Source organism: Formosa agariphila KMM 3901 (assembly GCF_000723205.1).
GTDB classification, from domain to species: domain Bacteria; phylum Bacteroidota; class Bacteroidia; order Flavobacteriales; family Flavobacteriaceae; genus Formosa; species Formosa agariphila.
The window spans coordinates 370,797-396,355 of sequence record NZ_HG315671.1; the positions used below are offsets into that span (position 1 = coordinate 370,797).

The 25,559-nt window shown below is 34.1% G+C and carries 21 protein-coding genes and 1 tRNA gene; 9 read left to right on the plus strand and 13 right to left on the minus strand.

All coding sequences use genetic code 11. The annotated features are described in order from the left end of the window. Window positions 1-8: 8 nt before the first annotated feature. Window positions 9-929: a dihydrofolate reductase gene (locus tag BN863_RS01525; RefSeq protein ID WP_038526620.1), complete on the minus strand. Its 921-nt coding sequence runs from the start codon at window positions 927-929 to the stop codon at window positions 9-11. Window positions 930-1,173: 244 nt separating this feature from the next. On the opposite strand from BN863_RS01525, the gene BN863_RS01530 reads away from it, so the two are divergent. After that, window positions 1,174-1,470 carry an isoamylase early set domain-containing protein gene (locus BN863_RS01530; protein ID WP_038533005.1) on the plus strand — a complete coding sequence of 99 codons (297 nt, stop codon included), beginning with the start codon at window positions 1,174-1,176 and terminating at the stop codon, window positions 1,468-1,470. A gap of 43 nt (window positions 1,471-1,513) precedes the next feature. Here the strand turns inward: BN863_RS01530 and BN863_RS01535 are convergent, their stop codons facing one another. From BN863_RS01535 to BN863_RS01555, 5 genes are all read right to left on the minus strand, one after another. Next, the gene (locus tag BN863_RS01535; protein WP_038526623.1) at window positions 1,514-2,338 is read right to left on the minus strand and encodes a thymidylate synthase; all 825 of its coding nucleotides are present in this window, start codon (window positions 2,336-2,338) and stop codon (window positions 1,514-1,516) included. Between the two features lie 146 nt (window positions 2,339-2,484). Continuing rightward, complete coding sequence (locus BN863_RS01540) at window positions 2,485-4,200, minus strand: NupC/NupG family nucleoside CNT transporter (RefSeq protein WP_038526626.1); 1,716 nt, start codon at window positions 4,198-4,200, stop codon at window positions 2,485-2,487. A 14-nt stretch (window positions 4,201-4,214) separates the two neighbouring features. Next, window positions 4,215-4,832 (minus strand): bifunctional nuclease family protein, encoded by a 618-nt coding sequence (locus tag BN863_RS01545; protein WP_038526629.1) that lies wholly within the window; start codon window positions 4,830-4,832, stop codon window positions 4,215-4,217. Between the two features lie 158 nt (window positions 4,833-4,990). Next, entirely contained in the window at window positions 4,991-5,953 is a 963-nt protein-coding gene (locus tag BN863_RS01550) for an electron transfer flavoprotein subunit alpha/FixB family protein (RefSeq protein WP_038526632.1), read from the minus strand. A 52-nt stretch (window positions 5,954-6,005) separates the two neighbouring features. Then, the gene (locus BN863_RS01555; RefSeq protein WP_038526634.1) at window positions 6,006-6,752 is read right to left on the minus strand and encodes an electron transfer flavoprotein subunit beta/FixA family protein; all 747 of its coding nucleotides are present in this window, start codon (window positions 6,750-6,752) and stop codon (window positions 6,006-6,008) included. Between the two features lie 499 nt (window positions 6,753-7,251). On the opposite strand from BN863_RS01555, the gene BN863_RS01560 reads away from it, so the two are divergent. The 5 genes from BN863_RS01560 (at window position 7,252) to BN863_RS01580 (ending at window position 15,037) form a co-directional block, all read left to right on the plus strand. Then, window positions 7,252-8,232 carry a pyruvate dehydrogenase complex E1 component subunit beta gene (locus tag BN863_RS01560; RefSeq protein ID WP_038526636.1) on the plus strand — a complete coding sequence of 327 codons (981 nt, stop codon included), beginning with the start codon at window positions 7,252-7,254 and terminating at the stop codon, window positions 8,230-8,232. 68 nt (window positions 8,233-8,300) lie between these two features. Next, window positions 8,301-10,793 carry a DUF5686 family protein gene (locus tag BN863_RS01565; protein ID WP_038526638.1) on the plus strand — a complete coding sequence of 831 codons (2,493 nt, stop codon included), beginning with the start codon at window positions 8,301-8,303 and terminating at the stop codon, window positions 10,791-10,793. A 130-nt stretch (window positions 10,794-10,923) separates the two neighbouring features. Further along, the gene (locus BN863_RS01570) at window positions 10,924-11,451 is read left to right on the plus strand and encodes an inorganic diphosphatase (protein WP_038526641.1); all 528 of its coding nucleotides are present in this window, start codon (window positions 10,924-10,926) and stop codon (window positions 11,449-11,451) included. A gap of 124 nt (window positions 11,452-11,575) precedes the next feature. Next, window positions 11,576-13,915 carry a sodium-translocating pyrophosphatase gene (locus BN863_RS01575; protein ID WP_051774428.1) on the plus strand — a complete coding sequence of 780 codons (2,340 nt, stop codon included), beginning with the start codon at window positions 11,576-11,578 and terminating at the stop codon, window positions 13,913-13,915. A 123-nt stretch (window positions 13,916-14,038) separates the two neighbouring features. Next, window positions 14,039-15,037, plus strand: coding sequence for an App1 family protein (locus BN863_RS01580; RefSeq protein WP_038526644.1), 999 nt, complete (start codon window positions 14,039-14,041; stop codon window positions 15,035-15,037). A gap of 4 nt (window positions 15,038-15,041) precedes the next feature. Here the strand turns inward: BN863_RS01580 and BN863_RS01585 are convergent, their stop codons facing one another. Together BN863_RS01585 and BN863_RS01590 are read right to left on the minus strand one after the other, a co-directional pair. Further along, entirely contained in the window at window positions 15,042-15,656 is a 615-nt protein-coding gene (locus BN863_RS01585) for a deoxynucleoside kinase (protein WP_038526647.1), read from the minus strand. A gap of 3 nt (window positions 15,657-15,659) precedes the next feature. Further along, on the minus strand, window positions 15,660-16,439 hold the full coding sequence (locus tag BN863_RS01590; RefSeq protein ID WP_038526650.1) for a hypothetical protein: 780 nt from the start codon (window positions 16,437-16,439) through the stop codon (window positions 15,660-15,662). A gap of 158 nt (window positions 16,440-16,597) precedes the next feature. On the opposite strand from BN863_RS01590, the gene BN863_RS01595 reads away from it, so the two are divergent. The 3 genes from BN863_RS01595 to BN863_RS01605 all read left to right on the plus strand — a co-directional run bounded on the left by BN863_RS01595 (window position 16,598) and on the right by BN863_RS01605 (window position 20,403). After that, entirely contained in the window at window positions 16,598-17,440 is an 843-nt protein-coding gene (locus BN863_RS01595) for a GLPGLI family protein (RefSeq protein ID WP_038526652.1), read from the plus strand. 36 nt (window positions 17,441-17,476) lie between these two features. Beyond that, window positions 17,477-20,182, plus strand: coding sequence for a TonB-dependent receptor (locus BN863_RS01600; protein ID WP_038526655.1), 2,706 nt, complete (start codon window positions 17,477-17,479; stop codon window positions 20,180-20,182). Window positions 20,183-20,321: 139 nt separating this feature from the next. Then, window positions 20,322-20,403: transfer RNA gene (locus BN863_RS01605), tRNA-Tyr, on the plus strand. A gap of 45 nt (window positions 20,404-20,448) precedes the next feature. Here the strand turns inward: BN863_RS01605 and BN863_RS01610 are convergent. The 5 genes from BN863_RS01610 to BN863_RS01630 form a co-directional block, all read right to left on the minus strand. Beyond that, the gene (locus BN863_RS01610) at window positions 20,449-20,898 is read right to left on the minus strand and encodes a hypothetical protein (RefSeq protein WP_038526658.1); all 450 of its coding nucleotides are present in this window, start codon (window positions 20,896-20,898) and stop codon (window positions 20,449-20,451) included. A 103-nt stretch (window positions 20,899-21,001) separates the two neighbouring features. After that, complete coding sequence (gene metK, locus BN863_RS01615) at window positions 21,002-22,255, minus strand: methionine adenosyltransferase (RefSeq protein WP_038526661.1); 1,254 nt, start codon at window positions 22,253-22,255, stop codon at window positions 21,002-21,004. Window positions 22,256-22,494: 239 nt separating this feature from the next. Beyond that, the gene (locus BN863_RS01620; RefSeq protein WP_038526664.1) at window positions 22,495-23,721 is read right to left on the minus strand and encodes an ammonium transporter; all 1,227 of its coding nucleotides are present in this window, start codon (window positions 23,719-23,721) and stop codon (window positions 22,495-22,497) included. A 20-nt stretch (window positions 23,722-23,741) separates the two neighbouring features. After that, window positions 23,742-24,080 (minus strand): P-II family nitrogen regulator, encoded by a 339-nt coding sequence (locus BN863_RS01625; protein WP_038526667.1) that lies wholly within the window; start codon window positions 24,078-24,080, stop codon window positions 23,742-23,744. A gap of 130 nt (window positions 24,081-24,210) precedes the next feature. Continuing rightward, window positions 24,211-25,512 (minus strand): ammonium transporter, encoded by a 1,302-nt coding sequence (locus BN863_RS01630; RefSeq protein ID WP_038526670.1) that lies wholly within the window; start codon window positions 25,510-25,512, stop codon window positions 24,211-24,213. Window positions 25,513-25,559: the final 47 nt, after the last annotated feature.

Below are 25,559 nucleotides of genomic sequence, written 5' to 3' on the forward strand. Positions count from 1 at the left end.
AAAGATTATTAAATACGTTCGTAGGTTATAAACGAAAAGGCATGATCATTTTCTTCATCTTTGGCGTGATAAATATTCTGAACCTCTCTCCATTCGGAAAGGTTTAGTTCTGGGAAATGCGTATCTGCATCAAAAGTATCGTGTACACGAGTCAATTCTATTTTATTAGCAAAAGGAAGTGCTTGCTTATAAATCTCGCCACCACCAATAACATATGGATGTTTGTCTTCTAAAGCTGCATCTAAAGCATCATCTAGATTATGTACAACTATCACCCCGTGAGGTACTTTGTATCTTTGTTGAGAAGTAACAACAATATGCGTGCGATTTGGTAACGGTTTCGGGAAACTTTCAAAGGTTTTACGTCCCATAATAATACAATGCCCAGACGTTAAAGACTTAAAACGTTGCAAGTCGTCTCGTAAATGCCAAATTAATTGATTGTCTTTTCCAATTGCATTATTTTCTGAAGCAGCTACAATAAGTGTTAGATTTTGCTTCTTAGTCAATTTTTTTTTTTCTTCTATTGCAGGAATAGAAGTTGTTTGAGACACAGGTTCAACTTCAGGTAATTTCGATTTTAATTTTTCGATACCAGCTTTTTGTTTAGCAACTAAAATATCTAATTGTTCTTGTTGCCAGCTATCTCCCATAAAGCGGTGAATCACATAAACATTAAATGCATGATAAATTAAAAATATAGACCAAAAAGCAATCACAAAAACAAACCAATCTATATTTAAAGGTCTGTAAGTTTCTCCAATATGAAGTCCTAAATTAGCAACAATTACAGCTATAGAACCTATTAAGAATAGAATGAAATGGGTGTATAACCCTTTTTTTTGTTTAATACGTTTTTGTGCATGTTTTATTAACTCTAATTGCTCTTTATCTATTTGAGGGATTTCTTTTTTTTTATTGCCGAACATAGGTTGAATGTGTTAGTCAGGTAAAAATACTATTTCTGCTTCAATTTTTGAAAGCTTTTGTAAAATGAAATTAATTATTGCGATTATTGTTAATAATAATTTTAAAAAGTTACCCTTTAATTTTGAACATTAAGTCATATTTAATTTTTTTTTAAGAAAATCATAATTATTTGTACTAGAGGGCATTATTAGTATGACGATAGAAAATTCTTTCATACTTTTATACTATCAAAAAATAATATTTATGGCAATTTCAAAACAATATTTAAAAAGTAAGCCTGTTTGTAAAGTTACATTTACAGTGCCAGCTGAGGACGCTAAAGAGGTAACTGTAGTTGGTTGTTTTAATGAGTGGGATACGAAAGCGAATCCTTTAAAAAAGTTGAAAAACGGAACGTTTAAAGGCGCTGTAAGTTTAGATGCTGAAAAATCATACGAATTTAGATATTTGGTTGATGGAGAGTTTCAAAATGAAGCTGAAGCAGATGCTCAAGTATGGAATGATTTTGCAGGAGCAGAGAATAGCGTATTAAGTCTATAATATAAAAAAAAGGCGTTTCTAAAGTTAGAAACGCCTTTTTATTCTATATCGCTACCGCACCTTTTATATGCGGATGAGGGTTATAATCTTCTAAACTAAAATCTTCGAATTTAAAATCGAAGATATCTTTTACGTCCGGATTTAAAATCATTTTAGGAAGCGGTTTTGTATCTCTACTTAACTGCAGTTTTACTTGTTCCATATGATTGCTATAGATGTGGGCATCTCCAAATGTGTGGATAAAATCTCCAGCTTGGTAACCACAAACTTGAGCCATCATCATCGTGAATAATGCATACGATGCAATATTAAAAGGGACTCCTAAAAAGATATCTGCACTACGTTGATATAATTGACACGATAATTTTCCATCGGCGACGTAAAACTGAAAAAAAGCATGACAAGGTGGTAATGCTGCTTTTCCTTCGGCTACATTTTCGCTAAAAGATTTAGACGTATCTGGAAGTACAGACGGGTTCCAAGCAGAAACAAGCATGCGTCTGCTATTCGGGTTGGTTTTAAGAGTTTCAATAATCTCTTTAATTTGGTCTATTTCATCATTGTTCCAATTGCGCCATTGGTGTCCGTAAACAGGACCTAAGTTGCCATTCTCATCGGCCCATTCATTCCAAATTTTAACACCGTTATCGGTTAAGTACTTTATATTGGTGTCGCCTTTTAAAAACCAAAGCAATTCGTAAATAATAGATTTTAAATGCAGTTTTTTGGTGGTAACCATCGGGAAACCTTCACTTAAATCGAAGCGCATTTGATAACCAAACACACTCTTTGTTCCCGTTCCTGTGCGGTCTCCTTTTTCGTTTCCTGTTTCTAAAACGTGGTTTACAAGGTCTAAATATTGTTTCATGAGCCCATCTTCAGTCTTCCAAAAAAGGAAGAAACTTTAAAAATTAATAACTGCAAAAATAATAAAAGAAGATTTTATTTAAGGTGTAATCTAAATCTAATATATAAATAGTTTTCCCCTTTTATGGGAATGCCCAAAGGACGCTGTTACCCGATAATCATACCAGCAATTGTTGCTGATAATAAAGAGGCGATAGTACCACCAATTAAAGCACGGATACCAAATTCTGATAAGGTTTTACGTTGTCCAGGTGCTAAGGATCCAATACCTCCAATTTGAATACCGATTGATGCAAAGTTTGCAAATCCGCATAACATATAAGTGGCCATGATAATCGATTTTTCGAATTTAAAATGAATTGGATTTGCGATGTTTTTTAATTCGGCTAATTGAATATAGCCTACAAATTCGCTGGCAGCTAGTTTAATCCCGAGTAATTGTCCCATAAGTGCCATATCTTGTTTTGCAACACCAATAATCCACATTAAAGGAGAAAATAGATACCCTAAAATAAATTCTAATGAAAAGGCTTTATATGGTGTGTGTTCTGCAATCCAAGTGTTGAAACCACCAATAAGTCCAATTTTTCCAAAACCATAATTAATCATTGCAATAAATGCCACAAAAACCAATAACATAGCACCAACATTGGCAGCAAGTTTTAAACCTTCTGTAGTTCCGTTGGCAATAGCATCTAATATGTTAGAGCCAATGTTTTCTTGAGTGACTTCTATTTCCGAATTAATTTTTTCTTGTTGTGGGTATAGCATTTTAGAAATTACAATAGCTCCAGGAGCAGCCATTACAGATGCTGTTAATAAATGCTTTGCATAAAATATTTTTAAGGCTTGATCTTCACCTCCTAGAAACCCTATGTATGCTGCTAAAACACCACCAGCTACAGTAGCCATTCCACCAACCATAACAAGGAGAATCTCAGAACGTGTCATGCGTTCTAGATAGGCTTTAATCATTAATGGAGCTTCAGTTTGACCTAAAAATATATTTCCTGCAACACTTAAACTCTCTGCTCCAGAAATACCTAATAATTTAGTTAATACCCAAGCTAATCCTTTCACTACAATTTGAATAATACCTAAATAAAATAATACCGATGTTAAAGCTGAAAAGAAGATAATAGTTGGCAAAATTTGAAATACGAATATAAAACCAAAGCTGTCAACATTCATCATGTCTCCCAATAGAAACTGACTTCCAGCTTGGGTGAATTCTAATGTTTTTACGAATATTTTACCTACAAATTCAAAAGCGTCTTGTACAAATTCAATTTTAAGAACACCTATTGCAAGTATGGCCTGAGCACCTAATCCCACTCCAATGGTTTTCCAGTTTATAGCTTTTCTATTACTGCTTAAGAGGTAACAAATTAGTAGTAAAACTAACATTCCTAGTAAACCACGTAATAAGCTATTTGTAGAAAATCCTTGACTAGGAATTATCGTGTCTTGTTCTGCTGTAGCAATTGCAGCTTTTAAATCTGATTCTATACTGCGGAAGGTATAGGTGTTTTGCTTTTCTGAAAAAACTAAAGTAGAATCTGTTAATTCTGAAATCTTAAAATGTTGAATATCATCTGTAGGTGAGCTGTAATAAAACACCAATAATTTATTCTGATGCATATAATCTCCAGTAGAAGGTATTGCATTTTGATCTTTAAATGTAATTTTAAATTCTCCGTCTTGAAGATTTAAAGTTTCAAAGGTTTTATTTGCAGTTTGTGTAGAATCTTCAATTTTGTTTTGAAGTTGGTCTAGTTGCCATAGTTTTTCTATACTTTGTGCTTGAGCACCACAAAATAATCCGGAGAAAACAAGAGCAAGTGCAAATAAAAGGTGTTTCATACTTTTAGAGGGCTTTATCGTTTCGAGATTTCATCTCGAATTTGGGCAGCTTTTTCATAATCTTCGTTCATAACTGCTTCAGCTAATAATTTATTTAATTCATCTAAAGTTTTAGCGTTGTATATGTCTTCACTCGATGAGGTTTCAAGTTCTTCGGCCACTAAATCTTCAACTAAAACATCTTCATCATGCGATGTTTCATTGTCTTTATCTGGATTCACTTTTAAATAAATACCAGCTTTATCCAAAATGTTTTTATACGTAAAAATGGGTGCCTGAAAACGTAATGCTAAAGCAATAGCGTCGCTAGTTCGAGCATCTATAATTTCTTCAATTTTATCACGCTCGCAAATCAGACTTGAATAAAATACACCATCTACAAGTTTATGAATAATAACCTGCTTGATAGTAATATCAAATCTGTCTGAAAAATTCTTAAATAAATCGTGTGTTAATGGACGTGGAGGCCTAATCTCTTTTTCAAGAGCTATGGCAATAGATTGTGCTTCGAATGCCCCAATGACTATAGGTAATTTACGATCACCGTTTACCTCATTGAGTATTAAAGCGTAAGCGCCATTTTGCGTTTGGCTGTAGGAAATTCCTTTTATATTTAGTCTAACTAAACTCATAATTTAAAAACACAAAAGACTGTTTAAATTGGGACTTTACCAAACCTATTCTATGTTTTTTGAGAAAATTAAAAAACGAAAATGAGTAAATTCCTTCAAATTTGGAAGATGGGAATCTTTTAAACAGTCTTTATTTTATGATTACAAGTTAAAAAAAATTAAGCGTTTTGTGCTTTAAAGGCTTTTAATTTTTCAATTAAGGCAGGTACAACCTCGAAGGCATCGCCAACCACACCGTAATCTGCAGCCTTAAAGAAAGGTGCTTCTGGGTCTGTATTGATAACGACTTTTACTTTCGATGCGTTTATTCCTGCTAAGTGTTGAATTGCTCCCGAAATTCCGATAGCAATATATAAATTTGCTGCTACAGGTTTTCCTGTTTGTCCAACGTGTTCGCCATGTGGTCTCCATCCTAAATCCGAAACTGGTTTAGAACATGCGGTAGCAGCGCCTAATACTTCAGCTAATTCTTCAATCATACCCCAGTTTTCTGGACCTTTTAATCCGCGACCTCCAGACACTACAATTTCTGCATCGGCTATGGTTACTTTATCTGTGGCTTTATCTACAGATTCAACATGAACGCCGTTTTCAGGAATAGATGGTGAATAATTAGTAACTTCAGCTTCGGTAGCTTGTTCTTTTAATCCGAACGAATTTTTAGACAGTCCTACTAATTTTATATCTGTACTGATGCTTGTTTCGTTAAATGCTTTGTTTGTAAACGCTGTACGTTTAACCGTAAATGGAGATACGCTTGAAGGCGCGGCAACAACATTAGAGGCATATCCCGCTTTTAAAGCGATTGCTAATAATGGTGCTAAATATTTACTGTCTGCGCTAGAACTAACAATTACAACTTTAGAGCCTTCTTCGGTGGCTGCTTGATTAATAACATTGGCATAAGATTTTGCATTAAACGCATCTAACTTAGCGTCTTTAACATTTAATACTTTGGTTACACCATAAGTTCCTAAAACCGAAGGGTCTTCAGCATTAATAGAAATTGCAGTAACTGATGTCCCTAATTGGTCGGCAACAGCTCTGGCGTAAGAAGCAACTTCGAAAGCTACTTTTTTAAATTTACCTTGTTCTGATTCTGTATATACTAAAACTGACATAATGTTTTGATTTTAAATTCCAATAAAAATTGTTTGTTGTATTGAAATGTGATTAAATGACTTTAGCTTCGTTATGAAGTAAATTAACTAGTTCATCTAAATTATCTGGAGACACTAAAGTCACAGCGCCTTTAGGAGTTGGTTTCTCGAATTTAACAGAAACGGTTTCAGTAGATGCGTCTACAGGTTCTAAAATTGTTAAAGGTTTTTTACGAGCCATCATAATACCTCGCATGTTCGGGATACGTAAATCGCTTTCATCAACCAATCCTTTTTGTGCGCCTACTACTAAAGGTAAAGTTGTTGTTACAGTTTCTTTACCGCCATCAATTTCACGAATGGCTTTAACATTAGTACCATCAATGTCTAAGCTAATACATGTATTTATAAAGTTAGCATCTATTAAACCAGCAAGCATGCCTGGCACCATACCGCCATTGTAGTCTATAGATTCTCTACCGGCAATTACTAAATCGTAAGCACCATCTGTTACCACTTTTGCTAGTTGTTCTGCTACGGCATAACCATCTAAGGCTGGGGTGTTAACACGAATTGCGCCATCTGCACCAAGTGCTAAAGCTTTACGTAACGTAGGTTCGGTTTCTGGTCCACCAACATTTACAACATCTACAGTTGCACCTTGTTTTTCTTTAAACCACATGGCACGGGTTAATCCGTATTCGTCGTTTGGGTTAATTATAAATTGAACGCCGTTGGTATCAAATTTTGTATCGCCTTCTGTAAAATTTATTTTAGAAGTCGTATCTGGAACGTGACTAATACACACTAATATTTTCATAATATTTGTTTGTTATATATAAGTATAGTTTTATCTGGTTACGAAGTTATTGAATTTTATTGAATTTTTACTATGCATGCATAGTAAAAATGTTAAAAAAAGCGTTAATTTTTGCCGAATGTTGAATTTATGGTTCTAAGAGTGAAAATGCCAATCTCTTTTACCATTCATCTTTTTATGTAAAAAAAAGTAAAGAATAAACGTTGAATTTAAGTTTTAAAGCACATATTAATCAGGAGCTGTTTTAATACATGTTGCGTACATAGAGACACATGTTTTATGGAGTTAAAAATATTGATTTTAGATTTTTACTTTATTTAAAGCAAATCTAGCTGGGATAGCAGTGTTGTTTTCAGTAAAATAAAAATATTCTTATCACTGTTTTAGCTTGATTTAAGCTGTTTTTAAAAATTTCTTTTGATTTAATAAATTAATAAGAATTCTTTTGTAGAAAGTTTTGCATTTATTGTTATTTTTGTGGTCTTATAAAATTAGATACATGAGAACAATTCAATTCAGAGAAGCGATTTGTGAAGCCATGAGTGAAGAAATGCGCAGAGATGAGAGCATTTACTTAATGGGTGAAGAAGTTGCTGAATACAACGGTGCATACAAAGCATCAAAAGGAATGTTAGACGAGTTTGGTGCAAAACGTGTTATCGATACACCAATTGCTGAATTAGGTTTTGCAGGAATAGCTGTTGGATCTACAATGACTGGTAACAGGCCAATCGTAGAGTATATGACCTTTAACTTTTCGCTAGTCGGAATTGATCAAATTATAAACAACGCTGCAAAAATTAGACAAATGTCTGGTGGGCAGTTTAAATGTCCAATCGTATTTAGAGGACCAACTGCATCTGCAGGACAATTAGGGGCAACGCACTCTCAAGCTTTCGAAAGCTGGTTTGCTAACACACCTGGTTTAAAAGTTGTAGTACCTTCTAACGTTTATGATGCTAAAGGACTTTTAAAAGCAGCTATTCGTGATGACGATCCAGTAATTTTCATGGAAAGTGAGCAAATGTATGGTGATAAAGGTGAAGTGCCAGATGGTGAGTATGTTTTACCAATTGGAGTTGCCGATATTAAAAGAGAAGGTACAGATGTTACTATCGTATCTTTTGGTAAAATCATCAAAGAAGCTTACAAAGCAGCAGACGATTTAGCTAAAGAAGGCGTGTCTTGCGAAATTATCGATTTACGTACTGTTCGTCCGTTAGATATTAACGCTGTTTTAAAATCTGTTAAGAAAACGAATAGATTAGTAATTTTAGAAGAAGCATGGCCATTTGGAAATGTATCTACAGAGATTACTTACCAAGTACAGTCACAAGCATTCGATTATTTAGATGCACCAATTGAAAAAATAAATACAGCAGATACTCCTGCACCTTATTCTCCAGAATTATTGGCAGAATGGTTACCTAACAGCAACGACGTTGTTAAGGCTGTAAAAAAAGTAATGTATAAAAAGTAAATTACTTTATACTGTATATTTAAAACTTCATCAACATGATTCATTGCTGATGAAGTTTTTTTTTAACTATGAATTTAAAACTTAGCCTCACATTTTTCCTCCTAGGATGTCTATCTATACTAGCCCAAACAAAAGTTAGCGGAAACGTCTTTGACGAAAATAACGAACCTGTAGCTTATGCTAACGTTATTTTTAAAGGATCATCACAGGGAACAATTACCAACGAAGATGGTAAATTTTACATGGAATCAGATTCCAATTGGGAGACACTCTCAGTTTCATTTATTGGATATATAACAAAAGAAATTCCATTACCTAAAAAATCAAATTACAACTTAAAAGTCGTTTTAGAGGAGGAAACCGCACAATTAGACGAAGTTGTAATTGTAACCGGAAAACAACCTAAAAAAAATAATCCCGCAATAGATATTTTAAGAAAAATATGGGAGCATAAACGAAGAAATGGCCTTCGTAAATTCGATCAGTACGAATACGACAAGTACGAAAAAATTGAATTCGATTTAAATACCATAGACAGTTCTTTAATGGAAAGCAGAATTTTTAAAGGCATGGAATTTGTCTTTGAATCTGTAGATACCTCTAACGTTACAGGAAAAACCTACTTACCCATTTTTGTAAACGAATCGGCGAGTAAAGTATATGGTAATAATGTAACTTCAAAAGAACGCGATGTTTTAAAAGGAAACAAAATGTCTGGTTTTAGTAATAATCAATTCATTTTAGATTTCATTAAAGACTTGTATTCGCAGTACGATGTGTACGAAAACTATCTTAAATTCTTCGATAAAAGTTTTGTTAGTCCATTATCAAAAACAGGGATAAACGTATATAATTATGTCCTGTCAGATAGTGCATATATAGATAATAAATGGTGTTATAATATTATTTATTATCCGCGTCGTAAAAATGAGTTAACCTTTAAAGGTGATTTTTGGGTGAACGACTCAACGTTTGCGATTAAAAAAATAAACATGCAAGCTTCAAAAAGCGCAAATATAAATTGGGTAAAAGAAATTTATATAGAACAAGAGTTTGATGTTTTAAACGATTCCATATTTCTTATAAAACGAGACTATTTTATGTCGGATTTTGCTTTTAAGAAAAAAGATGATGCTCGAGGTGTATATGGAAAACGTACTACTCTATACGATAACTATCAATTTGATAAACCTCATGCAGATGATTTTTATAATGAAGAAGTTTTCGAGTATAATGAAGATACCTACAATCGAGATGACGAGTTTTGGGAAGCTAATAGACAAGAAACCTTAAGCAAAGATGAAAAAGGTGTTTATAAAATGCTGGATACATTACAAACCGTTAAAAAGTTTAAACGCTTATATAGTGCAGGTACAGTTTTGGCATCTGGATATGTAGAAATTGATGAGTTAAACATGGATTATGGACCATTGTTTTCTAGTTTTGGATATAACGAAGTAGAAGGCTTGCGTATTCGTGGAGGTGGACGTACGTATTTTGGAGCTAATGATCCTTGGCGATTAGAAGGGTTTGGCGCTTATGGGTTTAGAGACAAGAAAATAAAATACGGTATTTCTGGAAAATGGTTAATCAATAAAGAAAACCGATTTATAATCTCTGGAGGTCACCGTAAAGATATAGAACAAATAGGGGCAAGTTTAACAACGTCTACAGATGTTTTAGGCCGAAGTTTAGCTTCTTCTGCATTATTTGCAAAAGGGACAAACGACAAATTATCTAATATAGAATTAACCAGTTTAGCATTTGAATTGGAACCTATTAAAAATGTTGTATTCCGCTTGGGAGCCGATTTTAGAACCTTGAGTTCTGCTTCAGACTCCTTTAATTTAGATTATTATACAGACGATACATTTACAGAAATTGCTTCAGAATTGAAACAATTTGAAACGGCATTGTCTGTAACATATTACCCTAACAGACGAATGACAGGTTACGGTGTAGAACGCGCAAGAGCTAATAATAACTTTGCGACTCTATTTGCACAAGTAAGTCATGGTGAAAAAAACTTAATGAAAAGTGATTTCGATTATACAAAATTACAATTTTCGTATACACAGCCTTGGCAAGTTGGTGGTTTTGGACGGTTATTAACTACGGTAGAAGCAGGAAAGACCTTTGGAGAAGTGCCTTTAGGATTACTTAGCGTTGTGCCAGGAAACCAAGCTTACTTTTCGGTATATAATACATTCTCTCAGCTAGATTATTACGAGTTTATTACAGATACATACGTGTCTGCTCACATGGAGCATAACTTCAATGGCCGATTGTTTTCGCGTATTCCATTTCTAAATAAATTAAACTTAAGAGAAATTATAGGATTAAGAGGAGTTTGGGGAGAAATTTCAGAAGAGAATATTGCACTAAGTGCATCGAATGTGCCATATAATGCACCGAGTGAAAAAGTGTATTATGAATATAGTTTTGGAATTGGTAATATTTTTAAAGTATTTAGAATAGATTTTAATTTTAGAGGTAATTATTTAGAGAATCCTAGTGCTCGTAATTTTGGAGTAACAGGTAGTTTTGGATTTTATTTTTAGTTTTATCGTCTTTTTATTTACAAATTATCAATTTACAACGTTATAATTAAGATAATCTGAAATCAATTCATTTTTAGGTTGCCTATAATTATAGTGTTCAGTACATTTACCTTTATAAAACACAGTTAATATGAGTCCAGAAAAACACGAAACTTTTGATGTATTAATAGAAATTCCTAAGGGAAGTAGAAATAAATACGAATACGATTTTGATTTACATAAAATTAGATTCGACAGAATGCTATTTTCTTCAATGATGTACCCTGGAGATTATGGTTTTATTCCAGAAACCTTAGCTTTAGATAAAGATCCATTAGATGTACTTGTATTAGGACATCAACCAACTTACCCAATGACGGTAATGGAAGTTCGTCCAATTGGAGTGTTTCATATGACCGATGAAAAAGGGCCAGATGAAAAAATTATTTGTGTACCGGTTTCAGATCCAATTTGGAATAACAAAAACGATATATCAGATTTAAACCCACACCGTTTAAAAGAAATTGAACACTTTTTTCAAGTGTATAAAGATTTAGAAAAAAAGAAAGTAGATACCGGTGGATGGAGTGATGCAGTAACAGCACTAAAAGTTTATCACGAATGTGTAGAACGTTACAATAATAGCGAGCACAAAGAACGCGGCGATTTCAAAATTTAATCGTATATTTTATAAAATAGTAAAAAAACCACATTTAAACTGACAAATGTGGTTTTTTTGTGTCTTTAATTTTGGTATTTTTATAGATATGTAAATAACTAACTTTTCTAAATTAATATTGAATATGGAATATTTAATTAAATTTTTACCGTTTTTTGGAATCCTCGCATTAATTTTCGTTTTTCTAAAAAGTGGATGGGTATCTAAGCAAGAAGTAGGTGACGAGAAAATGTCACGTATTGCTAAAAACATAGCAGATGGTGCTATGGCATTTTTAAAAGCAGAGTATAAGGTTTTGGCTGTATTTGTGGCTGCTGTAGCCGTACTGCTGTATTTTAAAGGTGTTTCTGAAGTCGGATCAAGTGGAATTGTAGCCCTATCCTTTATTGTAGGAGCTATTTGTTCTGCACTTGCCGGATTTATCGGAATGAAAGTAGCAACCAAAGCCAATGTAAGAACAACACAAGCGGCAAGAACTTCGCTTGGCAGGGCACTAGAAGTGGCTTTCGCTGGAGGTGCTGTAATGGGTTTAGGTGTTGTTGGTTTAGGTATTCTAGGGTTAAGTGGTTTATTTATGTTATACCAAAACATGTGGCCAGGTGCAGAAAACTTAGCAATGGTTTTAAATGTGCTTTCAGGATTTTCTTTAGGAGCATCATCTATAGCACTATTTGCTCGTGTTGGTGGAGGTATTTATACTAAAGCTGCCGATGTAGGTGCCGATTTAGTTGGTAAAGTTGAAGCTGGTATTCCAGAAGATCACCCTTTAAACCCTGCAACTATTGCAGATAATGTGGGTGACAATGTTGGAGATGTAGCTGGTATGGGTGCCGATTTATTCGAATCGTATGTTGGTTCTATAATTGGTACAATGGTTCTAGGAGCTTATATTCTAACTCCAGAATTTGATGGTTTAGGCGCTGTATATTTACCTTTAGTTCTTGGAGCGGTAGGTATTGTAATGTCTATACTAGGAACATTCTTCGTAAGAGTAAAAGATGGTGGTAATCCACAAACAGCACTAAATATTGGAGAGTTTGGATCTGCTGGATTAATGGTAGTTGCATCTTATTTTATAATTGGGTCATTAATTCCTGAGTCGGTAGAAGGTTTACCTTTTGGGTCTTGGGGTGTATTTATGGCAACTGTTGCCGGTTTAGTTGCCGGTCTTGGTGTTGGTAAAATCACAGAGTATTATACTGCAACGGGTAAAAAACCAGTAATGTCTATTGTAAAACAATCGGAAACAGGTTCTGCAACAAATATTATTGCAGGTTTAGGTGTAGGGATGATGTCTACAGCAATTCCGATTTTATTAATTGCAGCTGCAATTATTATTTCACACCATTATGCAGGATTATATGGTATTGCTATTGCAGCAGTAGGAATGTTAGCAAATACAGGAATTCAATTGGCTGTAGATGCTTATGGACCTATTTGTGATAATGCAGGAGGTATAGCAGAAATGGCAGAATTGCCAAGTGAAGTACGTGAACGTACAGATAAATTAGATGCTGTAGGTAATACTACCGCAGCAGTAGGAAAAGGGTTTGCAATTGCGTCGGCAGCCTTAACAGCTTTAGCGCTTTTTGCAGCGTTTATGAAAACAGCAAACGTAACGGCTATCGATGTGTCTCATCCAGGAATTATGGCAGGACTTTTAGTAGGAGCTATGTTACCTTTTGTATTTTCTGCTTTATCTATGAATGCAGTGGGGCGTGCGGCTATGGCTATGATAGAAGAAGTCCGTCGTCAATTTAGAGATATTCCAGAATTAAAAGCGGCTTTAGGTGTGATGAGAAAATATGACTCAGATATGACTAAAGCTTCTCCAGAAGATCGTGCTATTTTTGACAAAGCCGATGGTGTTGCAGATTATGGTAAATGTATCGATATTTCTACAAAAGCATCGATTAGAGAAATGGTGTTACCAGGATTATTAGCTATTGCGGTGCCTGTAGCAGTTGGTTTTATTGGTGGTGCAGAAATGTTAGGAGGATTACTTGCGGGAGTAACATCTTGTGGGGTATTAATGGCTATTTTTCAGTCTAACGCCGGTGGTGCATGGGATAATGCTAAAAAAACAATAGAAGAACAAGGTAGAAAAGGTACAGATGCACATAAAGCTGCAGTTGTAGGAGATACTGTTGGGGATCCGTTTAAAGATACCTCAGGACCGTCTTTAAACATTCTTTTAAAATTAATGTCGGTAGTTGCTTTAGTTATTGCTCCAAGTATTGCGTTAACAGCAGATAATTTAGCGAATTATAATACCGAGGGTCTTACTAATCAAACTGAAGTAATTCAAGAGGTTAGAAGAGAAATTGAGATTAGTGTTGATGAAACTGGCGAAAAAGTTGCAGAAGTAACCGTTATAAAAACAGTAGATGGTAAAGAGATTATTGAAACTGTAGTTTATGAAGGTGAAGATGTAAATCAATTCATTAAAAACAGAAGAAAATAAATGCTGAATTAGGTATATTTAAAACCGTCTAGAAAGTAATTTTTTAGACGGTTTTTTTAATATCTAATTTTTATTAAATTTAATAATAAACCGGTATTTTTACACTAAGTTTTATGGTTAAAAATGTTTAAAAAAGATCCTTTACAAATAATTGCATTTCAGAGTTACGGAACACATTCGCGATTTTATTTACGCGGGCGTGCACTAGAAGATGAAACAATAGATTTGGAGCAGAAGGGGTTATTCAAACTTCTAATAAATACTTATAAACGCTTTGAAAGTGACGAGGTGAAAAACGTAGAATTAAATCTGCGTTTGCCAAATAATAAGGTTGTTAAAGTAAAAACAGATTCTCACGGTTATTTTAAATCAGAAGAAACACTTCAAGATTTAAATACTCTTACCAATAAAGAAGGTTGGTTAAAAGTTATTGCGTCTTATAACGATGTAAATATTAAACGAAAAATTACCAAAGAAAATAGATTTCCTGCCGAAATTTTAATTCCTTCTATGTCTGCAGAATATGGAGTAATTAGCGATATAGACGATACTATAATTCATACAGGCGTTGCCTCGTTTCTAAAATGGCGTGTACTTATAAATACTTTTTTTAAAGGGGCTTTTAAACGCATTCCTTTAGAAGGTGCTGCGGCATTTTATCATATGTTACATCGCGGGGCTTCGGGGACGAATGCCAATCCTATTTTTTACGTGAGTCATAGTCCGTGGAACTTATATAGGTATTTAGAATTTTTTCTAAAAACGAACAATTTTCCTAAAGGACCGATTTTGTTACGGAGTATGAATAGTATTTTTAAAAGGAAAAAAACTAGCGAAAAGCCTGAAAAGCAAAAGGAGATTATAAATATTTTGAAAATGTATCCCGAACTAAACTTTATTCTTATTGGGGATAGTGGCGAACATGATGCCGATATTTATATAGAGATTGCAGAATTATTTCCGAAACGTATTTTAGCTATTTATTTAAGATCTGTAGATCACAAGGAAAAAAGTATCCGTGTAAAAGGGCTATTCGACACTTATAAAACAACACCAGCTTTATTAGTAAATTCTAGTAAAGAGGCTATAGATCATGCAAAAGCAAGTGGGTTTATTAAGTAATATGTTAGAATAAACCGTTTATTTCGGCATCAATTCTGTTAATTACATAACCTAAATCTTCAGGATTGTCTACAAAATCTAAATTGTCTACATCTATAATTAAAAGTTTTCCTTTGTTGTATCCATGTATCCAAGCCTCGTAACGTTCGTTCAATCGGCTTAAGTAATCAATGCTAATTGAGTTTTCGTAATCACGACCACGTTTTTGAATTTGTCCTACTAAATTTGGTATAGAACTTCTTAAGTAAATTAATAAATCTGGTCCTTGAACTACAGATTCCATTAAATCGAAAAGCGAGCGGTAATTCTCAAAGTCACGATTTGTCATTAAGCCCATAGCGTGTAAGTTAGGGGCGAAAATATGAGCATCCTCGTAAATTGTTCGGTCTTGAACTATATCTTTTCCGCTTTCTCTAATCTGAAGGACTTGTCTGAAGCGGCTGTTTAAAAAGTACACTTGAAGATTAAAACTCCAACGTTCCATCTGGTTATAAAAATCGTCTAAATACGGGTTATCTACAACATCCTCTAATTGGGCTTCCCAGTTAAAATGTTTCGCTAGTAATTTGGTTAGCGTCGTTTTTCCAGCGCCAATATTTCCGGCAATTGCAACATGCATAGCTTATGAGGTTTTTAAATGGAATTGATTCAGAGTTTTCAGGTTGTAAATATACAAGGTTTCATTGGTAAGCAAAAACTGTTTTATTAATAAATCGGGTAAGTTTATTTTAATAAAACTAGAAGTGTCTTTTTTTAAGTAAAATAATTCGTTGTCTTTTTGAAGGACAATATTTTCGTTGCTTTCATCCAATTTTGTAAATCCTTCATTTTTAATTTTTTGAACCAATGAGCCTACATAATTAAACTGATATAAATACTCTTTAGTAAGTAGCCAACACCAATTGTAGTTACTTGTAATATCTAAGACTTCAGAGTTTATAGGCGTAGTCGACGCGCGAAGGGTGTTTGTTTTATAATCGAAAAGTTCTAATTGTTGTGTGTTGTCATTAAATAACCACAGCGTTGTGTCGTAACCCGTAGATACATGCGAAGGATTTCTATAAGGTGAAATACTATTGAAATCTATTTTGAAAATTTCGGCCAAGCGATTATCTAGAATAATAATCGTATTAAAATTTCGATAAAAAAGATTTAACCGTAATGGATTAAATGTGTTTACATCGTTAATGTGTCCAAGTTGAAGATTGGTATAATGTAAGGTTTGTTGTGGTGATTGCTTAGAAAATTCGTTCTGATTGATATAATAAGTAGTTCCTAAATTATCAGCGTCAACAAACTCCGTAACATCTAGTTTAGACGATGTTTTCAAGGTTGCTGTTACAGTGGTCTGACTGTGTAGAACTAGAGTTGAAAGCAAGAAGATGTAAAGGGTAAATTTCATAGGTGAAAAGTACAAAATTACTATCATTATTTTATTGAATACTTCAAGATGAATTTGTTGAAGCTGTTTATCAGAATAAAAATCGATAAAGCATTAAACGAATCATAAAATTTAAAGTCTTAATACAATATAGGAACCTAAATTAATTACAATCAAATATGAAATCACAATTTTTTAAACTCGCATTAGTATGTGTAATCACAGCAATTACTTCGCAAGTAAATGCACAGGCAGATTTTCAAGGAAAAGCGTATTATGAATCTAAAACGACTGCCCAAATGCCAGATTTTGGAGACAGACAAATAAGTGAAGAGCAGAAAAAAAGGATTGCAGAGCGTATGAAATCGATGTTAGAAAAAACATATATTTTATCGTTTAATCGTTCAGAATCAATTTATAAAGAGGAAGAAAAATTAGAGTCAGTTTCAAGTGGTGGCGGAAGAGGATTTAGAGGTTTAGATCTTTCTGCAGGACCGCAATACAAAAATATAAAAACCAATCAGGTTATTGTTGATCAAGAGTTTTTTGGAAAACAATTCTTAATTAAAGACAGTTTGCCAAAGTTTGCTTGGAAAATGGAAAGTGAATCTAAGCAAATCGGGCAGTATACATGTTTTAAAGCTACAGCCGTAAAAGTAGTAAGTAATGCAGATGTAATAGGTTTTGGAGGTCCTAGAAGAGGTGAAGATGACGATAAGAAAGACGACAAAGAAACAACAAAAGAAATTGTAGTAACGGCTTGGTACACGCCTCAAATTCCGGTTAATCAAGGGCCAGGAGATTACTGGGGTTTACCAGGTTTAATTTTAGGAATTAATGCTGATAAAACAACAATTCTATGTTCTAAAATTGTGTTGAACTCTAAAGACGATGCTGAAATTACAGCACCTAAAAAAGGAAAAGAGGTTACGCAAGCAGAATATGATAAGATTGTAGCAGAGAAAATGGTAGAAATGCGTGAAATGCGAGGTAATCGTGGTCCAGGAGGTAGAAGACGCTAATTAATAGTACTGAAGATTAAAGAATAAAAACGAGACATGAAAAATGTATTAATAGTACTGTTGCTGTTTGCTGTAAACTTAAGTTTTGGGCAATTAAAATTAGAAGGTGTTGTTAAAGATAGCATTGGAAACCCTTTAGAATTGGCAAATATTATTGCCATAAATACCGAAAGTCAAGCATTAGAATCTTATGGGATTACCGATCAAGATGGTGTTTATAAATTAGCAGTGTCTAAGAATTCTAAATATAATGTTCAGGTGAGTTATATAGGAATGAAAACCGAACAGATTGCTATTGAAACTACAGATAAAAATGTCTATAAAACATTTGTATTAAGTAGCGATAATGCTTTAGATGAAATCGAATTGACTTACGAAATGCCTGTTACCGTAAAGGGAGATACCATTGTTTATAATGCTGATTCATTTAAAAACGGTACAGAACGTAAACTGGAAGATGTATTAAAGAAATTACCGGGAGTAGAGATAAACGACGACGGACAAATCGAGGTAGAGGGAAATGTCGTGACTAAAGTTATGGTAGATGGTAAAGATTTTTTTGATGGCGATTCTAAATTGGCAACAGAAAATATTCCCTCTAATGCAGTAGATAAGGTTGAGGTTTTAAAGAATTTTGCAGAAATAGGACAATTACGAACTGTAACTAATAATCAAGATAATGTTGCTATAAATATTAAATTAAAAGAAGGTAAAAAGAATTTCTGGTTCGGAGATATCACTGCTGGGGCTGGAGTAGCAGACGAAGATGGTTTGTATGTGGTTCAGCCAAAACTGTTTTATTATAGTCCAAAGTACAGTATTAACATTATTGGAGATTTAAATAATATAGGAGAAATAGCTTTTACAAGACGAGATTATTTCAATTTCACAGGTGGTTTTAAAGCTCCAAGCAGAAGTAGTGGTACAAATATAGATTTAGGTTCTAATAGTCTTGGATTTGCTTCACTTCAGAATAATAGGGCGCAGGATATTAATACCAAATTTGGTGCAGCAAATTTTAGTTACTCACCTAAAGAAACGCTAACGTTTAGTGGTTTTGGAATTTTTGTAAGTAATAGAATTGGTCTTCAAGAAAATAATAGTATTACTTATACAAACACCGATTTGGGTGTGCCAGACGAAATTACAGAAAGTAAAACACAACAAAGTAGCGATTTGGGCATGTTAAAACTTAGTGTAGGTTATCAGCCTAATGAAAATAACCAGCTAGATTACGATGTTGTAGGTAGGTTGTCTAAAGAGAATCAAGATCAAGTAGAGGTATCCTCAATAATTGGAAATACGTTACAAAATGAATCGTCTAGTCCGTATAGTATCAATCAGAATTTAAATTATTATTACACGTTAAGTGATAAACACATTTTTGCTTTTGAAGGTCAGCATTTATGGCAAGACGAAGATCCTTTTTACAATGCAATTATTGAAGAAAAAAGCACTTATGTAGATGCTGCGGATGCATTGGGATTAGATAATTTGCAGATGGATTATAATGTGAATCAGGATAAGCGTGTAAAATCTAATCAGTTAGATGCTAAAGTAGATTACTACAATGTGTTAAATGCTAAGAGTAATATAAATTTCACTTTAGGAACAATTTACAGTCAACAGAAATTTAATTCAAGCATTTTTCAAGTTTTAGACGATGGTTCTACTTTCGATCCTACACCCACTATTAACGATGGATTAGGTGTAAATAATATAGATTATACATTTTCAGATGTGTACGTTGGGGCACATTATACGTTAAAAACAGGTATATTTACAATTACTCCAGGTGCTACAATGCATAGTTATAGCAGTAACAACGAACAGTTTGGTGAAAAGTATAATGATAACTTTTTTAAGTTTCTTCCAGATTTAGATGTGCGTCTTCAGCTTAAAAAGAGTGAACAATTATCGCTTAGCTATAATATGGAAACACAATTCACCGATGTTACGCAATTAGCAATAGGCTTAGTAATGAATGATTACAATTCATTTTTCTACGGAAATGAAGGTTTAGATAATGCCATTTCTCACGCCGTGCGATTACGATATTCTAGTTTTAACTTATTTAATTACACCAATGTGTTTGCGAATATTAACTATAATAAAAGTATAGATAACATTAGAAATATAACAAATTTCGAAAGTGTAATTCGATCTAATTCACCATTCAATTCGGCTTACGCAGATGAAACGCTATCTGCTAGCGGAAGGTTTCAAAAACAAGTTGGTAAATTTAGAGCTTCTGCAAACGCACAGTTTAATTACTCTAAGTTTAATCAGTTTATTCAAAATGAAAGATCTATAAACGAGAATTACACCCAAAATTATGGTTTAGAATTAAGTTCTAATTTTAGAGATGCACCTAATTTTGAGATTGGTTATAATTATAGTATACAAGATTCAGATCAAGGCGATAGACGTACAAAATATTTTACATCTTCTCCTCGTGTAGAGTTTGATGCCCTAATTTGGAAGGTGCTTACATTTAAAACAGATTATACGTATAATGATTTTAGAGATGAAGATGCTTCAATAAACAATTACGAATTTTGGAATGCCTCTTTAGCTTATAGAAAAGATGAAGATAGTAAATGGGAATTTGAACTGAAAGCAACAAACTTATTAAATACAAAAACGCAAAGTCAGAGTAGTGTAAGCGATATTTCTGTAAGTGCAACAGATTATTTTATTCAGCCAAGATATGTTACATTACGAGCTGTGTATTCTCTATAAAGGTGTTTAAACTGAGATGATTTTAAAATTATTTTAAGTTCTTATTTATTCAGTATCAAGGCTTAAAATAAATATTGTAAAAAACGATAAATTTTTTATTTGAAATATTAAAAAAAGGTATATATTTGCATCCGGTTTTGGGGAGATACTCAAGCGGCCAACGAGGGCAGACTGTAAATCTGCTGACTACGTCTTCGTAGGTTCGAATCCTACTCTCCCCACAAAAAAGCAAGCTATTATAGCTTGCTTTTTTATGATTATACTTTTTAAGGTTGCATAAGTATTTTGTATAAATCAAGCTCATTGTCTAGTAAGTATGCTGCATTTTGGATTTCAACTTTATTAAACGTTGTGAAATTACATCCATCTTCAGATTTACGTGTGGCATCTACATAAAGGTTAAAAATAGTTTCATCTTCAACTTTTAATTCAAAATTTACAATTTCGGTTTGCCATCCAACAGAATTAATATCAATTATATTGTAATTGTCTTCAGTAATAAAAGTAAATTCTACAGGAGTATTTTCGTTTAAGATGTTGATAAGTGTAATGTCTTCAGCCTTAAATGTACCGTTTGTAAATAAGTTTTCTTCTGTTGTTGCATCAACAATTTCAAAGTAAAACGGATTGGGTGGTGTAAAGCAATCTACTGTATCGTCTTGACTGCAACTAAAACAAAGAAGTGTACAGATTAAGAAAAAAAATAGTGTTTTCATGGTATTAAGTCAAGCTATAAGATTGATACTAACTGCTGTAAATGTGCAAAAAAAAAGCCATCCTCAATTAAGAAAATGGCTTTTATATATTACGATATAATTATTATAAGTTGAATGCAGCTTTAACCACATCTACGTAATCTAATTTTTCCCAAGTAAATAATTCTACATCTAAAGTTGTAGATTCTCCATTTGGTTGTACAAACGTTTTTGTAACTGTTTCAGGTTGTCTTCCCATATGTCCGTAAGCAGCAGTTTCGCTATACATAGGTTGACGTAATTTTAAACGTTTTTCTATTTCGTTAGGACGCATATCGAATATGCTAGAAATTTTATTAGCAATTTCTCCATCCGTCATGTTGAATGGGCATGTACCGTAAGTGTTTACGTAAATTCCCATAGGTTCAACAACACCAATAGCGTAAGATACTTGTACTAATATTTCTTCGCAAACACCTGCAGCAACTAAGTTTTTTGCAATATGTCTTGTGGCGTAAGCCGCACTACGATCTACTTTACTTGGGTCTTTCCCAGAGAATGCGCCACCACCATGAGCACCTTTTCCACCGTAAGTATCTACAATAATCTTACGACCAGTTAAACCTGTGTCTCCATGAGGTCCACCAATTACGAACTTTCCTGTAGGGTTAATGTGGTATTTAATATTGTCGTTAAATAGGTTTTGAATTTGCTCTGGTAACTTAGCGATTACACGAGGAATTAAAATTTTAATAATATCCTCACGAATTTTAGCCAACATAGCGTCGTCTGTTCCAAAATCATCGTGTTGCGTAGAAATTACAATGGCTTCTATACGCTGTGGTACGTTGTCGTCGCTATATTCAATAGTAACCTGGCTTTTTGAGTCTGGACGTAAATATGTAATGTCTGAATTTTCGCGTCTTAAAGCGGCTAATTCTTTTAATAACATATGCGATAAGTCTAAAGCTAAAGGCATGAAGTTTTCGGTTTCGCTAGTGGCGTAACCAAACATCATTCCTTGGTCTCCTGCTCCTTGTTCTTCTTTAGTTTCTCTATCGACACCTCTGCTAATATCATCAGATTGTTCGTGGATTGCAGAAAGTACACCGCAAGAATTACCATCGAACATATACTCGCCTTTAGTGTAACCGATTTTATTAATCGTGTCTCTTGCTATTTTTTGAACGTCTAAATAGGTTTTAGATTTTACTTCACCAGCAAGAATAACTTGACCCGTAGTTACTAAAGTTTCGCAAGCAACTTTAGATTCACTATCGAATGCTAAGAAATTATCTATTAAAGCGTCGCTTATTTGGTCTGCAACTTTGTCTGGGTGTCCTTCCGACACACTTTCGGAGGTAAATAAATATGCCATAATCTAATTTAAATTATTAAATATGGAGGGGATTTGACGAAAACGTCTCAGGAAGTAAATACTGTCCTTTAGCATTTTTTATGGAGGTTGCAATCAGTCAAATCTTTCCTCGTTATTAGGTAGCAAAAGTACGTATAATATTAGAAATTCAAAATATCATGCTGTTAATTAAACCTAAAAATTAAAAAAGGCTTTAGAATCTAAATTCTAAAGCCTTTAATTTATGTGTAAACGACTGTTTAGTGTTCGTTCATTCTAAAGTCTGGATATGCATCCATACCGTGCTCGTGTGCATCTAATCCTTCAATTTCTTCTTTTTCAGAAACACGAATTCCCATTGTTTTCTTAAGAGTAAAGATAATTATAAATGAGGTAACAATACAAAATACTGCGTAACTAGCAACTCCAATTAATTGGCTGATAAACTGATCCATTCCAGCTAAATTACCGAAAATACCAACAGCTAAAGTTCCCCAGATACCACAAATTAAGTGTACAGCGATAGCTCCAACAGGATCGTCTAATTTTACTTTATCAATAAAACTTACAGCAAAAACAATTAAAGCTCCTGCAACTGCCCCAATAATAATAGCATCTGTAGGACTCATTTGGTCTGCTCCAGCAGTAATACCTACTAATCCTCCAAGAATACCATTTAAGAACATTGTTAAGTCTAAGTTTTTAAACATTGCAGTAGAAACTAACATACAAACTACTCCTCCGGTAGCAGCTGCTAAACATGTTGTAACTAAAGTTAAAGATGTTAATCCTGGGTCTGCAGATAATACAGAACCACCGTTAAAACCAAACCAACCTAACCAAAGAATTAATACTCCGGCAGTAGCTAATGGGATGTTATGACCGGGAATCGCTTGAGGTTTTCCGTCTTGGAATTTTCCAATACGAGGACCTAATAAGCAAACAGCTATAACTGCTGCCCATCCTCCAACAGAGTGAACAAGTGTAGACCCTGCAAAATCGTAAAACCCTAATTCATCTAAGAATCCGCCACCCCATTTCCAAGATCCAGCAATTGGGTAAACGAAACCTACGTATACAATAGCAAAAATCATGAAAGGCACAATTTTCATACGTTCAGCTACGGCTCCAGAAACAATAGTTGCTGCAGTAGCTGCGAACATCCCTTGGAATAAGAAATCTGTCCAGTATGTGTAGCCTTCGTTATATGCTAAATCTAATGCGCCGTCTGCAGTAAGCGGAGAGTCTAATCCGAATCCAGCAAATCCTATAAATCCATTAAATTCTCCAGGGTACATTAAATTAAATCCTACTAAACAATAGAGTAAGAGTCCAATACAAATTATAAAAATATTTTTAAAAAGTATGTTAAGGGTGTTTTTTTGACGTGTTAAGCCTATCTCTAAAAATGCAAATCCAAGGTGCATAAAGAAAACAAGCGCTGTACAGACCATCATCCATACATTATTAATAGTTAATCCTTCCATATTAAAAGTTTATTTGTTTATTATTTTAAAGTTTCTCCTCCTTTTTCTCCTGTTCTAATTCTGTAACATTCTGTAATGTCCGACACGAATACTTTTCCGTCACCTACATCTCCTGTTCGCGCTGCTTTAAGGATGGTTTTAATTGTAATGTCTTCAAAGCTGTCGTTAACTACTATAGAAAGGTATCTGCGTTGTATGTCGCTGGTGCTATAGCTAACACCTCTATATACATGTCCTGTTTTCTCGTTTCCAAGTCCGGTTACATCCCAGTAAGCGAAAAAATTAACACCGATTTCATGAAGTGCTTTTTTTACTTCAGTGAATTTAGATTTTCTAATAATTGCTTCTATTTTTTTCATAATTAAAAAAGGTTTATCATTTTAGTTAATTTGAATGTATTCATAAATTTTTAGTTTTTGAAATGTTGTTACGTTAAAAGATGCCTTGTTTTGGGCAAGGCATCTTTTTGAGTGTTATAACTTTAAGGGTTTATTCTTCAAACTCTCTTGTTCTTTTTCCGTGGTAAGCAATAGAACCGTGTTCAGAAATATCAAGACCTGCAATCTCTTCTTCTTCGGTTACTCTTAATCCACCACAAGTTTTCTTGATAATTGTAAGGAATACGTACGATAATACGATTGCCCAGAATGCGTATGCAACAACTCCTATAGCTTGAGCTAATAATTGAGAAGCGCCACCACCATTAAATAATCCAATACCAGTATCTCCGTCGATACCCCAAAGTCCGATAACTAAGGTTCCCCATACTCCGGCTACACCGTGTACTGAGATTGCACCAACAGCATCGTCTACTTTTAATGTTTTTTCAATGAAACCAATAGATAATACTACTAGAATACCTCCAATTAATCCAGCTAAGACAGCACCACCTTCGCTCATGTTTCCACAACCAGCAGTAATACTAACTAAACCAGCAAGAGCTCCGTTTAATGTCATTGATAAATTTGGTTTACCGTTTTTAAACCAAGTAAATAATAAAGCACTTAATGCTCCGGCAGAAGCTGCTAAGTTGGTTACTAAGACAACTTGTGAAGCAGCAACAGAATCGTCGCCTCCCCAAGCTAATTGAGAACCACCGTTAAATCCGAACCATCCTAACCAAAGGATGAAAACTCCTAAAGTGGCATACATTTGGTTGTGACCGTGCATTTCTACAGGCTTACCGTTAAGGAATTTTCCAATTCTTGGACCTACCATCCAAGCAGCAACTAAAGCTGCCCAACCTCCTACAGAGTGTACGATAGATGATCCTGCGAAATCGATAAATTCAGCTGGCATCCATTCAGCATTTAGCCATCCGCCATTCCATTCCCATCCACCTGCGATAGGGTAGATTAGAGCGGTTAATATGATGCTAAAAATAGCATACGTTGTGTATTTTGTACGTCCAGCAATTGCTCCAGATACAATAGTTGCAGTTGTTGCAGCGAATACTGTTTGGAAGAATAAATCTGCTGGTCCTTGAGAGAAGATAAATCCACTCCAGTGAAAGAATCCTCCTTCTGTAACATCGGCACCGTACATTAAAGAGTATCCGATAAACCAGAAAGCTAAAGATCCTACAGCAATATCCAAGAAATTCTTCATGGCAATATTTACTGCGTTTTTAGAATCTGTCATTCCAGATTCTACAAGGAAAAACCCTGCTTGCATAAAGAATACTAAAATACCTGCAATAAGCATCCAAAGCATTCCCATGTCATCTTTTACAGATGCGGCAACAGCGGCAGCATCTTGTAGGGCAGGTGTTGAGTTTAATAATAACATCATAAATAAAATATTAAGGTTAGTAATTAGCGACAGTTAGGTTAGACGTG